General features: G+C 53.4%; 14 protein-coding genes. 8 read left to right on the top strand and 6 right to left on the bottom strand.

Annotated elements, in window-relative coordinates; all coding sequences use genetic code 11:
* Nucleotides 1-50 precede the first annotated feature (50 nt).
* From ACI2I2_RS00165 to sapF, 8 genes are all read left to right on the top strand, one after another.
* Nucleotides 51-2369: a helix-turn-helix transcriptional regulator gene (locus ACI2I2_RS00165; RefSeq protein WP_404656036.1), complete on the top strand. Its 2319-nt coding sequence runs from the start codon at nucleotides 51-53 to the stop codon at nucleotides 2367-2369.
* Between the two features lie 81 nt (nucleotides 2370-2450).
* Nucleotides 2451-2684, top strand: a complete 234-nt coding sequence (locus ACI2I2_RS00160; RefSeq protein ID WP_404656035.1) for a type II toxin-antitoxin system Phd/YefM family antitoxin — start codon at nucleotides 2451-2453, stop codon at nucleotides 2682-2684.
* 24 nt (nucleotides 2685-2708) lie between these two features.
* Complete coding sequence (locus ACI2I2_RS00155; protein WP_404656034.1) at nucleotides 2709-3044, top strand: type II toxin-antitoxin system RelE/ParE family toxin; 336 nt, start codon at nucleotides 2709-2711, stop codon at nucleotides 3042-3044.
* 165 nt (nucleotides 3045-3209) lie between these two features.
* Nucleotides 3210-4859, top strand: coding sequence for an ABC transporter substrate-binding protein SapA (gene sapA / locus ACI2I2_RS00150; RefSeq protein ID WP_404656033.1), 1650 nt, complete (start codon nucleotides 3210-3212; stop codon nucleotides 4857-4859).
* Nucleotides 4856-5821 (top strand): putrescine export ABC transporter permease SapB, encoded by a 966-nt coding sequence (gene sapB, locus ACI2I2_RS00145; protein ID WP_404656032.1) that lies wholly within the window; start codon nucleotides 4856-4858, stop codon nucleotides 5819-5821. Before sapA ends, sapB begins: the two co-directional genes overlap by 4 nt.
* A complete protein-coding gene (sapC, locus tag ACI2I2_RS00140; RefSeq protein WP_404656031.1) occupies nucleotides 5808-6698 on the top strand; it encodes a putrescine export ABC transporter permease SapC in 891 nt (296 codons plus the stop codon). The genes sapB and sapC overlap by 14 nt, the downstream gene beginning before the upstream one ends.
* On the top strand, nucleotides 6698-7690 hold the full coding sequence (gene sapD / locus ACI2I2_RS00135) for a putrescine export ABC transporter ATP-binding protein SapD (RefSeq protein WP_404656030.1): 993 nt from the start codon (nucleotides 6698-6700) through the stop codon (nucleotides 7688-7690). Before sapC ends, sapD begins: the two co-directional genes overlap by 1 nt.
* A 1-nt stretch (nucleotide 7691) precedes the next feature.
* Nucleotides 7692-8498 (top strand): putrescine export ABC transporter ATP-binding protein SapF, encoded by an 807-nt coding sequence (gene sapF, locus ACI2I2_RS00130; RefSeq protein WP_404656029.1) that lies wholly within the window; start codon nucleotides 7692-7694, stop codon nucleotides 8496-8498.
* Nucleotides 8499-8551: 53 nt separating this feature from the next.
* Here sapF and ACI2I2_RS00125 read toward each other — a convergent pair whose 3' ends face one another.
* The 6 genes from ACI2I2_RS00125 to ACI2I2_RS00100 are packed head-to-tail and all read right to left on the bottom strand — an operon-like array spanning nucleotide 8552 to nucleotide 14626.
* On the bottom strand, nucleotides 8552-9187 hold the full coding sequence (locus ACI2I2_RS00125) for a LuxR C-terminal-related transcriptional regulator (protein ID WP_404656028.1): 636 nt from the start codon (nucleotides 9185-9187) through the stop codon (nucleotides 8552-8554).
* 58 nt (nucleotides 9188-9245) lie between these two features.
* Nucleotides 9246-9770 carry a fimbrial protein gene (locus ACI2I2_RS00120; RefSeq protein WP_404656027.1) on the bottom strand — a complete coding sequence of 175 codons (525 nt, stop codon included), beginning with the start codon at nucleotides 9768-9770 and terminating at the stop codon, nucleotides 9246-9248.
* 17 nt (nucleotides 9771-9787) lie between these two features.
* Nucleotides 9788-10738: a fimbrial protein gene (locus ACI2I2_RS00115; protein ID WP_404656026.1), complete on the bottom strand. Its 951-nt coding sequence runs from the start codon at nucleotides 10736-10738 to the stop codon at nucleotides 9788-9790.
* Nucleotides 10739-10793: 55 nt separating this feature from the next.
* The gene (locus ACI2I2_RS00110; protein ID WP_404656025.1) at nucleotides 10794-13322 is read right to left on the bottom strand and encodes a fimbria/pilus outer membrane usher protein; all 2529 of its coding nucleotides are present in this window, start codon (nucleotides 13320-13322) and stop codon (nucleotides 10794-10796) included.
* A gap of 39 nt (nucleotides 13323-13361) precedes the next feature.
* A complete protein-coding gene (locus tag ACI2I2_RS00105) occupies nucleotides 13362-14039 on the bottom strand; it encodes a molecular chaperone (RefSeq protein ID WP_404656024.1) in 678 nt (225 codons plus the stop codon).
* A gap of 56 nt (nucleotides 14040-14095) precedes the next feature.
* Nucleotides 14096-14626: a fimbrial protein gene (locus ACI2I2_RS00100; RefSeq protein WP_404656023.1), complete on the bottom strand. Its 531-nt coding sequence runs from the start codon at nucleotides 14624-14626 to the stop codon at nucleotides 14096-14098.
* Nucleotides 14627-14784 lie beyond the last annotated feature (158 nt).

Genomic DNA, 14784 nt, shown 5'->3' with positions numbered 1-14784 from the left:
TTATGACAAAAAACAGCATGTCATTATTTGTCTTCTTTGGGAGGGGGAAAATGGATCAAAGTGGTCGTGAATTTTTGGTCACCGTGCAGGATATTCGCCACTTCGCCCAGGAAGACAACAACGGCCTGACGCTCTTGTGGTTACTCGAAGGCAACGTGGTGCTGGAAGTCGATGATCAGTCTCTGGCGCTGGCAGCCAATCATTTGGCCATTGTTAACCGTCATCAGCACTGGCGGGTATCGGCGCAAGCGCCGAATGTCGTGTTGCAGGTGACGCTCTCGGCACACTGGCTAACGCAGCTTTATAACGACTTTTTTGCCCACGATTACCACATTCCCAATGAACACAGCGGCGTGTGGCCGCAATGTGATGCTTTGCGCCATCTGCTGCGCCAACTGCTGGCCGTTACGCTCATCAATCATCAAAGTCGCTACCGACTTGAAGCTCATCGCTGGTTGGGCGAGATTTTGCTGCTGCTGACCTCAAGCTTTCAGCAGCCTGCCCGTCCTTCTCAACGCACTGCTAACCCCGGCTGGAGCAAACGCATTACTCAGGTGGTGGAACGTATTAACGCCAGCTATGCCCGACGGATCACGTTGGCAGAAATCGCAGAGGCGGAGTTCGTGTCTGAAGCCTGGCTCTCACGCCTGTTTCGTAAAGAAGTCGGCGTCAGCTTTATGCAGTACATCACGGGTCTTCGTCTTGAAAAGGCCGCTGAGGCGCTGCGGGCAACCAACAAGCCATTGCATCAGATCGCGTTGGAACAGGGGTTTGCCAGTACCCGAATGATGAGTGACCTGTTCCGTCGCCATCATCAGATGACACCGGGTGACTTCCGTAAGCTGCGCCAGTCGGCTACCAGTGTGACTCGCCCTCGCCAATCGATAAGTGACAATGTCACGCCTGTCGCGGTCGATAAACTGTTCAGCTTGCTCAATGAGCCGGAAACACGCGGTTGGGAGCCGTCATCGCTGGTGCTTTCACAGCAGCAGGAACGGGTGATTGACCTGCAATCGCTCACGCCACGCGCCGCCCCTTTGCGGCACACACGCATCATCATTACGGTGCGTGAACTGGACGATTTACTGCGTGAAGATGTTCGCCGTGAACTGGAGGCTTTGCATGAGCAAATCCCGGTTTATGGCATCGATATTGCCGAACCCTTTCTCAGCAGCCGCTTGTTTGCCAGCGGCTGGGATGATCCACTGACGGCAGGCTATGCCTGCTGGTATAACCTGCATCAGCTCTTTACCTGGCTTGCCCGTAAGCGCTGGAACGTGCTGTTACACACCGGGCTGACAACGCGTTGCGACTTGCTTGAGCGTTTCCTGCAGCAATCGGTGAACCATTTTCCTCAGGACGTTATCGCAGGCTGGCAATTTGTCTGGCACTGGTCTTCGCAAGCCCCCCATGAAACACGCGAGGCCGCCTGGCAAACGCAGCGAAACCTGGTAAAGACGTTTTTACCGCAGGCTAAAGTTGGTCTGTGGCACCGCTTCACCGCAAACAGTCGCCCGGAGAATGACGAAGCGGTCCTGAGCTCGCCGGTAATAGCCCAGGCTGATTTCCTTGCCTGTCCGGCCGACGCGAATGAATTGCTCGACCTCGCACAACTGGACCCGACACGGCTGGCATCGACCGAAAACTATCCGGTGCAGAAAATTCGTCAGATCCAGACGTCACTGCGCCAGAAACAGCTGACCCTGCCCATCTGGCTGCTTTCGTGGAACACCCTGACGGGCAACACGCGAGCCACTAACGGCTGGTTCTTCCGTGGCGCGCTGTTAATGCAAAATTTACTCGGTCTGGCTGATCATGTGTGGCTGGCAGGATTCTGGCTCAACTCCGGTTTGCAGGGCGAATCACGCGCCAATGACAAGCTGGATACCTCGAGCCTGGCGCTGCAATATAACCACGGGCTGCCGCGCCCCATCTTCTGGGTGCTGTGGTTGTGGTTACGACTGCGCGGTGAAGTGCTGGTGAATGACAAAGAGGTGCTGCTGTTACGCCATCAGCGCAGCTATCAGCTTTTGCTGCGCAACACCGTGGTGTTTAACCCAGGGCTTTCCAGCGAAGAGACGTTTATCCAGCGTTTTCGCCAGCAGTACCGTATTCAGCTTCAAGGGCTTAGCGGTAAGTGGCGGATCAAATGCCATCTTTACGATCAGCACAACGGCGCCCTGTTCCCGCTGCTGGAGGCCAATCTCTGCGAAACCGGGCCAGATGAGGAAGTCTGGCAATGGGTGCGGCACAAAGCACGCCCAACGCTTTCCGTGCGTGACGAACAGCTACAGGACAGTTGGCAGACCACCGATTCGCTGGAAAGCAATGCCCTGCTGTTGGTGGAGTTAACTCCGCTAAATAGATGAACAAGTCTGATCGCCGCTCATTGCGTTGCAGGAAAACCATATTTGGACTAAATTAAGTTCAATCCTGGCGGAGGGTAGCCTATGAAAGTTGAAACCATCAGTTTTGTGAAAAAAAATGCGGCATCACTCGATCTCGCTGAACCCATACTGGTAACGCAGAATGGCGTTCCTGCTTATGTCATTGAGTCCTGGGAGCAACAACAAGAACGCGAGCGCGCCATTGCCCTGCTGAAACTCCTGACGCTGTCTGAGAAAGATAAAGCGGATGGGAATGTTTTTTCGAAGCAGCAATTGCTTGATGGGCTCGGAGAGTAAGCTGGGTTTGCTTAAGGACATCGAATGGAAACGAGCAGCTTTACCGTCGAATACACACTTACCGTCAAAACCTGCATTGAACATATCGCCAGCTATCTGCGACAGGCAGAAGTGGCACCCAAGCCGGTAATTGAAAAAATTCTTAAACAGTTTGAGGCAAGGGTTAAGCAATATCCTCTCAGTTGTCAGATTTGCCCGGAGCTACTGAAAATCGGCTGCGCGAAGTACCGCGAATGCAATACCCCTGAGGGTTATCGGGTGCTCTATTCTGTTGAAGGATCCACGATCACCGCCCACGCAGTGCTGGCTCACAGGCAGGACATCCAGCAACTGTTATTCAAACGGCTCATCCAGGCCTGATTCTCCCCACTTCAGCGCAGTGTGCCTTCCCAGGAAGAGCTTATCTGCGCTATGACTCTTACCCCCACTAAATTGACGACTTTTGCAGCGGTCGGTCGCGAAGTTTGTACCTGGCCGTGGGAAGTGCGATACACTTTGCAGATCGGTCTGAATTATGAAGAAATTATGCGCCTGAATTTATCCGCCTTACTGGCAGCAATGGGATTACTGTGTGGCAGCGCCATGGCCGCCACGCCTCCCGCACTGGCCCCGCACGGCGACATTCGTGACAGTGGATTTGTCTACTGCGTCAGCGGACAGGTGAATACCTTTAATCCGCAGAAAGCGGGCAGCGGCCTGATTGTCGATACCCTTGCGGCACAGATTTACGATCGCCTGCTGGATGTTGACCCTTACACTTATCGTCTGGTGCCTGAACTGGCTGAGAGCTGGGAAGTGCTGGATAACGGCGCAACCTACCGCTTCCACCTGCGCAGCGGCGTTCAGTTTCAGAAAACAGCGTGGTTCAAACCTACGCGTACCCTGAATGCCGATGATGTGGTGTTCACCTTCGAGCGTATTTTCGACCGCAATCACCCGTGGCATAACGTCAACGGGCCAAACTTCCCCTATTTCGACAGCCTGCAATTCGCCGACAGCGTTGAGAGCGTGCGCAAGCTCGACAGCCGTACCGTTGAGTTTCGCCTCAAGCGCCCGGATGCGTCATTCCTTTGGCATTTAGCGACCCATTACGCGTCGGTGATGTCGGCGGAATACGCGGCGAATCTCAGCAAAATCGACAGGCAAGAGCTGCTCGACCGCCAGCCTGTCGGCACCGGACCGTATCAGCTTGATGAATATCGTGCAGGGCAATACATTCGCCTGCAACGTCATCCTGAGTTCTGGCGTGGCCAGCCATTGATGCCACAAGTGGTTGTCGATTTGGGTTCTGGCGGCACCGGGCGTTTATCAAAATTACTGACCGGCGAATGCGATGTGCTGGCGTGGCCTGCTGCCAGCCAGTTGACTATCTTGCGCGACGATCCTCGTTTGCGCCTGACGCTGCGCCCCGGTATGAACATCGCGTATCTGGCGTTCAATACCGATAAACCGCCGATGAACAATCCTGCTGTTCGTCACGCGCTGGCACTGGCAATCAATAACCAACGCCTGATGCAGTCGATTTATTACGGCACGGCTGAAACCGCAGCTTCTATTCTGCCAAGAGCCTCCTGGGCTTACGACAATGAAGCTAAAATTACCGAATACGATCCGGTTAAGTCGCGTGAGCAACTCAAGGCGTTGGGGCTGGAGAAACTGACGCTGCGGTTGTGGGTGCCAACCACCTCGCAGGCGTGGAACCCGAGCCCGCTGAAAACCGCCGAGTTGATTCAGGCGGATATGGCGCAGGTCGGCGTGAAGGTGATCATTGTGCCGGTTGAAGGCCGTTTCCAGGAAGCGCGTTTGATGGACATGAACCATGACCTGACGCTGACCGGCTGGGCAACTGACAGTAATGACCCGGACAGCTTCTTCCGTCCGCTGCTGAGCTGCGCGGCGATTGGCTCGCAAACGAACTTTGCTCACTGGTGCAACCGTGAATTTGACAGCGTGCTGCAAAAAGCGCTGGCTTCACAGCAACTGTCCTCGCGTATTGATGCTTACGACGAAGCGCAGCAGATCCTCGCCAAAGAGTTGCCGGTGCTGCCGCTGGCGTCCTCTTTGCGTTTGCAGGCTTACCGTTATGACATTAAAGGGCTGGTGCTGAGCCCATTCGGCAACGCCTCCTTTGCGGGCGTCTCGCGTGAAAAAGAGGAAGAGGTGAAAAAACCATGATCATTTTTACTCTTCGTCGTCTGTTGCTGTTGCTGGTAACGCTTTTTCTGCTGACGTTTGTCGGCTTCAGCCTGAGCTACTTTACACCGCACGCACCGTTGCAAGGCGCTTCGCTGGGTAACGCCTGGCTGTTCTGGTTTAAAGGGTTGCTGCACTGGGACTTCGGCGTCTCCAGCATTAACGGCCAGTTGATTTCCGATCAGCTTAAAGAAGTGTTCCCAGCCACTATGGAGCTGTGCATTCTCGCGTTCGGTCTGGCTCTGCTGGTCGGCATTCCCGTCGGCATGCTGGCCGGGATTATGCGTTCCAAGTGGCAGGATAACCTGATCAGTGCCTTCGCCCTGCTCGGTTTTTCCATTCCGGTATTCTGGCTGGCGCTGCTGCTCACGCTGTTTTTCTCGCTGACGCTGGGATGGCTCCCGGTATCCGGGCGTTTTGACCTGTTGTACGAAGTCAAAAACGTCACTGGTTTTGCACTGATTGATGCGTGGCTGTCAGATTCCCCGTGGCGTGATGAGATGATCATGAGCGCCCTGCGCCACATGGTGCTGCCAGTGCTGACGCTGGCCGTCGCGCCGACTACGGAAGTGGTGCGCCTGATGCGCCTGAGCACCATCGACGTGTATGACACGAACTATGTGAAAGCTGCCGCCACACGCGGTGTGTCGCGCCTGACTATTTTGCGTCGCCACGTACTGCATAACGCCCTGCCGCCGGTTATCCCGCGTTTGGGTTTGCAGTTCTCCACCATGCTGACGCTGGCGATGATCACTGAAATGGTCTTTAGCTGGCCAGGCCTGGGGCGCTGGATGATTAACGCCATTCGCCAACAGGACTATGCCGCGATTTCCGCTGGCGTGATGGTCATTGGCGCGTTGGTGATCATTGTGAACGTGCTGTCTGATATTTTGGGTGCAATGGCTAACCCACTGAAACATAAGGAATGGTATGCCTTACGATAGCGTCTATCTGGAAAAGCGTCCGCCAGGGGCGCTGCGCACCGTGTGGCGTAAATTCTACGGCGATACCACGGCGATGATTGGCCTGTACGGCTGTCTCGGGCTGGCATTGCTGTGCATCTTCGGCACCTGGTTTGCGCCTTATGGTATCGATCAGCAATTCCTGGGCTACCAGCTGCTGCCGCCTTCATGGTCACGCTACGGTGAGGTTTCGTTCTTCCTGGGCACCGACGATTTGGGGCGTGATGTGCTGAGCCGTCTGCTGAGCGGTGCGGCTCCGACTGTGGGCGGTGCGTTTGTGGTGACACTTGGCGCAACGTTGTGTGGCCTGGTGCTGGGTGCCTTTGCGGGATCAACGCGCGGCCTGCGTTCTGCGGTATTGAACCATATTCTCGACACCCTGCTTTCTATTCCTTCCCTGCTGCTGGCGATCATTGTGGTGGCGTTTTCCGGGCCGCATTTGCTGCACGCGATGTTTGCCGTCTGGCTGGCGCTGCTGCCGCGTATGGTGCGTTCCGTCTATAGCATGGTGCATGACGAGCTGGAAAAAGATTACGTCGTAGCTGCACGTCTGGACGGTGCCACCACGCTGAACATTCTTTGGTACGCCGTGCTGCCAAATATCGCTTCTGGGCTGGTTACTGAAATTACCCGCGCACTGTCGATGGCGATTCTGGACATCGCTGCGTTAGGCTTCCTCGACCTGGGCGCACAGCTTCCTTCCCCGGAATGGGGGGCGATGCTGGGCGACGCGCTGGAACTTATTTATGTCGCGCCGTGGACCGTGATGCTGCCGGGCGCCGCGATTATGGTTAGCGTTTTGCTGGTTAACCTGCTGGGCGACGGCATTCGCCGCGCCATTGAAGCGGGGGTGCAATAATGCCTTTACTGGATATCCGTAACCTCACCATTGAATTTCGTACCAGCGAAGGCTGGGTAAAAGCCGTTGACCGCGTCAGCATGACGCTGGCAGAAGGTGAAATTCGCGGCCTGGTGGGCGAATCTGGCTCGGGCAAAAGCCTGATTGCCAAAGCTATTTGTGGCGTGACAAAAGACAACTGGCGCGTGACAGCCGACCGCATGCGTTTTGATGATATCGACCTGCTGCGCCTGTCGAGCCGCGAGCGTCGCCGTCTGGTCGGACACAACGTGTCGATGATTTTCCAGGAGCCGCAGTCGTGCCTCGATCCGTCTGAGCGAATCGGTCGTCAACTGATGCAGAACATCCCCAGTTGGACGTATAAAGGCCGCTGGTGGCAGCGCTTTGGCTGGCGTAAACGTCGCGCGATTGAACTGCTGCACCGCGTGGGGATTAAAGATCATAAAGACGCGATGCGCAGCTTCCCGTACGAGCTGACCGACGGCGAATGCCAGAAGGTGATGATTGCGATTGCGCTGGCGAACCAGCCGCGTTTGTTGATAGCCGATGAGCCGACTAACGCCATGGAACCGACCACCCAGGCGCAAATCTTCCGTCTGCTGACGCGCCTGAACCAGAACAATAACACCACCATTTTGCTGATCAGCCACGACCTGCAAATGCTGAGCCAGTGGGCCGATAAAATAAACGTGATGTATTGCGGACAAACGGTGGAAACCGCGCCAAGCGAAGATCTGGTGACTATTCCGCATCATCCGTACACTCAGGCTTTGATTCGCGCCATTCCGGACTTTGGGCGTTCAATGCCGCATAAAAGCCGTCTCAATACCATGCCTGGCGCGATCCCGCTGCTGGAATCGCTGCCGATTGGCTGTCGTCTGGGCCCGCGTTGCCCTTATGCCCAGCGTAAATGTATTGAAACGCCGCGCCTGACGGGGGCCAAAAACCACATGTTTGCCTGTCATTTTCCGCTGAACATGGAGAAAGAGTGAGATGGTTGAGACCCTGCTCGAAGTTCGCAATCTGAGTAAAACGTTCCGCTACCGGACGGGCCTGTTTCACCGCCAGACGGTGGAAGCCGTTAAACCGCTCAGCTTTACCCTGCGCGAAAAACAGACGCTGGCGATCATTGGTGAGAACGGTTCCGGCAAATCAACGCTGGCAAAAATGCTGGCGGGCATGGTGGAACCCACCACCGGCGAACTGCTGATTGACGACCATCCGCTGGAATTCGGTGACTACTCTTTCCGTAGTCAGCGCATTCGCATGATTTTTCAGGACCCATCGACTTCCCTGAACCCGCGTCAGCGTATCTCGCAAATTCTCGATTTCCCGCTGCGCCTGAACACGGATTTAGAGCCTGAAGCCCGTCGCAAGCAGATTATCGACACGCTGCGGCTGGTCGGTTTGCTGCCGGATCACGTGAGTTACTACCCTCACATGCTCGCGCCCGGGCAGAAACAGCGTTTAGGTCTGGCTCGCGCCCTGATCCTGCGCCCGAAGGTGATTATCTGTGATGAAGCGTTGGCGTCGCTGGATATGTCGATGCGTTCGCAGCTGATTAACCTGATGCTTGAACTGCAAGAGAAACAGGGCATTTCGTATATCTATGTGACGCAGCATCTGGGGATGATGAAACACATCAGCGACCAGGTGTTAGTGATGCATCAGGGCGAAGTGGTCGAACGCGGCAGCACAGCGGATGTTCTCGCCTCCCCGCTTCATGACCTGACCAAGCGCCTGATTGCCGGGCATTTTGGTGAAGCTCTGACCGCTGATGCGTGGCGAAAAGATCGTTAAACCTCGTGTACGCAGAAAGGCAGCGAACTCGCTGCCTTTTTTGTGGCACATCCTCAATAATTGAAGAATCCCCCAACCTCACTGTTTCTTTTATTTTTCTCGACAAATTTCGACAGAAACGTGACCAGTTCATAATCAGTCGTCAGGTTAAATTTATTCATCATGTAATACTTATGCGAAAAGATAGATTTGGTGCTGATGGCCAATTCAGCGGCTATGTGAGGTATGGGTTCACCACGGTATAATCGCGTCATGATACGATACTGTTGCGGCGAAAGTATTTTATGACGGCAAGTGCCACAACTCTTTTTACGTAATTCCCAACCAACTGACTGGTGTAACTCCCACGCTGTGACAATACAATGCCGGATATCTTCGAGCGAGGTATCACGTGCGATAAACTGAATGTCATTAATACAATGCGGCAAGGATGGAATGGGTTCGGTCCTCCCACCCAGCACTCCAATGATAATACTTTTACTACGGAACTTAAATTCAGAGAAGCAGGTATAGCACTCGCCTTTGCACAGTTGAATAATGATGATGTCAGCCACAGTAACACTTTCACTGTTAAATTTCGGCAGAAAAGAGATCTTTTGATGATATTCACTTGCAAATATTTCCGTGAGGTATTTCTTCATCCCATGCACAAAAAGCACATCATCGTCTTTGATGAGGACGTTCAACATAACGTTACCCTTACCGCAATAAAAGGCTAAATATCCTTTTACTTTTTTATTGAGGACATTATTGGTAGGTGAATGTGGCGGTGACCACAGCACTGATGGTGCCCGAGGTGACATGCCCATTTTGGCTGTAAGCCCTGGCGCGTAAATTATAGGTATACGCCCCACTGACAATATTCCCGGTCAGTGATTTTCCGTCACCCAGGGGATCCCCAGCCTGGCTTTGTACTTGTACGGCAATATTATTCGCCGTGCCGCTGTTCAGGTACCTATCTTCTGGATAGACGCTGTCCGCATTACCGTGCATCGTCACCGTTGCACTGCGGGTGCCCTGCGGACACGAGACCAATTCAAGTGTAAAGGGCACCCAGGGCGTGGCCGAAGGCGCTGTTTGCAGGTTTGCTGACTGAAGGTTATCCCCCAGATTGACCGATTTTGTCACGCTGTCACTGGCAATCTGACAGGGGGACGCAATAATCTCGCCAGTGACATTCAATGCGACCAAATCTTCCGCCTGGCTGCTGAAATCCACCAGCAGTCCGCCCACAACCATTGCGCTTATCAGACTGAGTTTTAACGCTCTCATCGCCATTCCCTTTTTGATTATTGGTAGGTGATAGTCAGCGTGGCCGAGGCATTCGCGCTGCCGGTGGTCACTGCCGTTTTGGTCTGATAATAACGAGCGATGATTGGAAATGTTTCCACACCGCCAGTCGATTGCTTGAGGACTATCTGGTTATTAAGCTGAAGAGGTGATCCGTTATAAAGAATTTGTACCCCAACACCTTGCGCCACATCATTATTCCCTTGCCCCGTTAATGCCAGAACGCTGGTATCACTAATATCCGGATTTTGAATGCCCGTAAGACTGACGTTGATATTGACAGCAAAATCGCAATTCAGTCCTAACGATTGACTTTGTTGTGTTTCGGTTAGAGGTCTACCGGCTGTCGTACCAAAGGAGGATGTCGACACAGATCCCATTTGAAAATTCAACGCCGGCGTTTGCAGAGAGCAACCAATAACAATAACGCTGTTTCCGGCACCTAAACTGAGGTTTAAAAAATTCGACACAGTCGGATCCCCAAACTGCCCTGTGGCCAGTGGCCCAGCCGTTAATGTGCCAGGGGTTATCGGGCCTGTTTTAATCAACGAGACATTATAGGCAGTCGGGTAAACATAGGTTTTTATATTTGCGCCAGCAGACGTTACGGTCAACGTATTGGGGACCCCATCGACCTTTATGCCTACTCCGGGTAAATTCGTATTATAAACACCCGTGATCCCTGATAATACTGAACCGAGGTAGACAAATTTCAGGTCAGCGTCGCAAGACTTTTGCCCTGTGGTGGAATAAGCCCAAAGACTTGCCTGAGCGGTCTGTGCGGCTGTCGCGATAACCGCCCCAACCGGAGCATCCTTTGGCACCGCGACATTACCAAAATACATCGTTGCATTAATGGTGGAATCCATCGAGCAGGATTCAGTGGCATTAGCCCGGCTGAGAGTAAAAGCCAAAATAACAGCCGCTATAATAATGAATATTGTCTTCATCGTTATCTTATAACCTGATAGCACTTCGATTTATATTTCAGGTTTACCCTGAATATCAATGACAAATAAAGTTTGCGTTTATGACCACGGCATCTTTATTCGGCCCGGGAAAGGCGTAGTCAACCTTGCATTGCTGCGATGATGCTTTTCCCCACGAAACCGCTAAATGTCCCTGTGCATCCAACCCGGCCAGATAAACCTGCCCCCCTTCACCCACGATGGAACCGCCGTGATGAGCAGAAGCCAGCAATGTCACCACCGCCCCAAACGGCACGGGCTGCCCATTCGCCTGGGTTAACGTTATTAATGCCCGCAGGCCGACGTTAGCCACATACTCAGCGCGAACGACCGCACCGCGGGTTGGCGTGACCGTGGTGTTGGTCAGCTCTAACTCCACATCATCAGGTAACGAGTCGGTGCGCAGCGCCACGTCATTTTTACGAAACGGTGTCAGGTTGCTGGTGACGGTATACCCACGCCAGTCTGTTTTTGCCCCGCTCTGATTTTGGATGTTGACCCCTTTCGCGCCGGGTGCCTTGATCAGCACATTGGTCTCGCCCAACGGTTGCGAGAACGTTACGCCATCAGCATGAGCCATGACTCCACCCTGCAAGCCGTAATTCAGACGCTGGGTATGTTGGTCATAGGCATAGCCCGCATTCGCTTCGCCGTAGCTGCCTTTATAGTCGCCCGTCATATTGCCGGTATAACCGACATTATCGCTGCCATAACCCTGCTGTACGTTCCAGCTAAGGGCGTTGTTTTCCAGCGCCATTCCGCTGACCCCGATCTGGTGCGTTGTCCCGCCATTTTTGCTGTTGTTCAGGCTGTAATTCGCCCAACTGTTGGGCAGGAATTTCTCCAGCGGAACACTGATATTCAACGCCAGTTGCCGATCGTTTTGCCGCGATGTCTGGCTTCCAGACCCGCTTGAGGTGCCGTTTTGACTCCAGGTGTAGGTCAACCCGTAGCTGATCCCCCGCCAGGCGTTGTTGTACCCCGCGCTGTATGACTTCATCGCTTGCCCTGAATGCCAGTAGTCTTCCCTTACTGCACTTAACATCAGCGATCCCAGTTCGTTACCCAACGCCTGGCTGACGCTCAATTCCATCCGATTACGGCGGCGATCAGGGATAACAGTCTTGTCGCTGTAGGTATCCAGCACTTCCTGCATACCGTAGAAGCCACTGGTGGAATAGCGATACCCAGCAATGGCGAAATTCGTGCCGCTCGCCACGATATTTTTGCTGTATCGGGCTCGCCATGACTGCCCGCTGGTTTGTGCGTTGTTTTTGGGTGACGACCACGCCTGAGTGATATCGACGGAAACCGCACCAATATCCCCCATATTTTTGCCCAGTCCAGCGGCAACCGATTGATACTTCGTGGATTCTTGTATTCCACCGTACAGCGTGAACCCTTTCGGTAAGCCGTAGATGTTGGTCAACTGCGCAAAGGGGGTTTTATCCACACTGTTGTCGTAAGAACGATAAAGGCCGCCCGTCAGGGCATACTTCGACCGCCCTTCACGTTGCAGCACGGGCAGAGAAGCATACGGCACAACAAAATGTTGTTCGCTGCCATCCGCTTCCTGAACGGTGACCTCAAAATCACCGGCGCCGCCTGTCGGGTACATATCCGTAATTTCGAATGCGCCGGGAGCAACCGCGTTCTGATAAATCACATAGCCATTTTGACGGATGACGACCTGAGCATTCGTTCGGGCGATCCCTCGGATAACTGGCGCGTAGCCTTTCAACGAATCCGGCAGCATGTCGTCATCAGAGGCCAGTTGCACGCCACGAAACGGCATACTGTCAAAAACATCAGCGGGCGCTGAGCTGTCCCCTGCGGTGAGTTGGGCTTTCAACGGGATCACGTCACGATTCAGGTAGGTATAAACCGTCGCCCACTTATCCTTACCTTCACTGTCACGGTTCCAGGTCGTGTAATTACGCAGCCGCCAGGGGCCAATATTGATGCCAGGGCGTAAATTGGCGTATTGCGTATTGCTACTCTGTTGCTCTCCCCAACTGCTGGTTCCGCTCACGCTGTAATTGAGCATCGCCGCGTTGATGCCTTCATCCCACAATTCTGGCGCGACCCAGCCTCGCACAACCGGCATCAGCGCCGCCTGCGGGATGCTCAGCACCAGACGTTGCGTGCTGAACTGGAAATCGCTGGTCGCCAGAGGAATGGCGGCCAGATTGGCGCACTCGCCCTCAGTCTTGAGGGCAGGAAATTGATCTGTTTTTACGCCCCACTGCTTCAGCTGAACCACACTCAAACAGGGCACCAGCTCACTTTCACCTTCAGTATTAGCACTTGCTGTGAAATCGATATCCACCGTATCAACCACCTGATCGGCCACAATGACATCGACGTGATAGCGGCCCGCAGCCTGAGAACCCGACTCATAAGCTGAGAGGTCAATTTTGCCCGCGCCCGGATTGTCCAGTTCCAGTAATCCAGGATTGAACGTGTCACGTGCCCAGGCCACTTCCGGGAGACTCCCCAGGGCGATGGCCATCAGCACAGCCAAACGCCCTGGCCTGCTTGTTTTTAGAGAGTTCGCTATCATCATAACTCTGTGTTCCTTGAGGCAACCTTGCACCGTTCTGCTTTAAAGGGTGGCGCGGTGAGGCTTCCCTGGCCCGCCATAATCATTGATGAGGGTAAACGTCATTGCTCCGCCGCCACTCTCCTGGGGCAGTCGGAAACGCGCCGTGGCGCCGGGCAAAACGTAACTGACGTCTTCGAGTTTTTTGCCGTTCACGGTTATTTCGTTGAAATTCATCACGTAGGGCGTGGGGTTATTGACCTGCAGTTGGTTCCCCGAACGTGACCAGGTCAATTTATCCGCCAGTGATTCGGGGATGTCGCTGTTCAATGCAGCAGGACGATAAATCAGCTTAATTCGCGTTTTTACGGCAATCTGCAATGTATTTTCTTTTTGTACTGCCGCAGGAATGGCTTTTATGCTCAGCCAGAATAACGATTCTTTATCTTGTGCCAGCGTCCCTGTCACAATAATGCGTTCAACATTCTGACGGTTTTTATCAAGGCGATATAAAGGCGGTGTAATAATAAAAGGCGTTTTCCCCGCAATGCCGTTCGGCGCTTCAATCCACGACTGAATAAGATACGGCGTTGAGTCCGGATTATTTACACTGATGGTGGCTTCTTTTTTATTGCCATCAAAGATAACCCGGGTTCCACCAATCACCACGCCGGCATTGGCCACATTAATGCCTGCAGAAATAACGGTCAGGGCAATCAACGGTTTGCTAAGGAAATTCATTTTGTACCTCAATAAAAAACGGGGCCTGGCACGGCCCCAGTTTTTCAGTGCTTATATTAGTTGTAGACCACAGAGAAGTTGGCAACAGAGTTCGCAGGCCCTGCGCCTACAGTCGAGAGAGTCGATTGATACTGTGCGTAGAAATTCAGCGTATTGTCCTGCGTGGAGCTTAATACGTAGTTATAACCGTTCGAACCGTTCAGGGGCAGATCGGTTTTATCCGCGCTCATCAGGTTGATCGCCACACCAGTTGCGGCACCTGGAAGGGTGCTGTCAATGGCCAGCAGAGCTGAGTTACTCGCTTCCGGCGTACCGTCGAAAACCACCTTTGCTGACCCTACGCTTGGCGGGCAGTTTTTCAGCACCACATTAAAACCTTTGGCTGCCGTTTTTGACCCCACACCGGTGAATTCAGTTTTGTAATATTCACCTAAATCAACCGTCTGGTTTTGCGAGGCGACATCTACGGCACATGCAGAATCCAAAATCTTGCCGGTAAAATTAACGGTACCTGCAGCGGCAAACACATTGCTCATAGACAATACTGCCGTGGCAGCAATAACGGCAGAAAGCGTATTTCTGTTCATAACAAATTTCCTTTTCTTATATTTAAGGCGATCGAAACCGCCTCCCTACTGGCAGAGGGTAGCTTTGGGTATCATCATGTTTATTGGCATCGCCATGAAATATGGCAATCACTCATTATCGAACCGCGCAGGCCTTATAACTGCAATCCCACACTTCG

It is taken from the genome of Scandinavium sp. NPDC088450, from assembly GCF_044900545.1.
In the GTDB taxonomy this organism is placed as follows: Bacteria; Pseudomonadota; Gammaproteobacteria; order Enterobacterales; family Enterobacteriaceae; genus Scandinavium.
The sequence above is the reverse complement of the archived record's forward strand: the minus strand, read 5'-3'. Positions and strand labels throughout refer to the sequence as shown.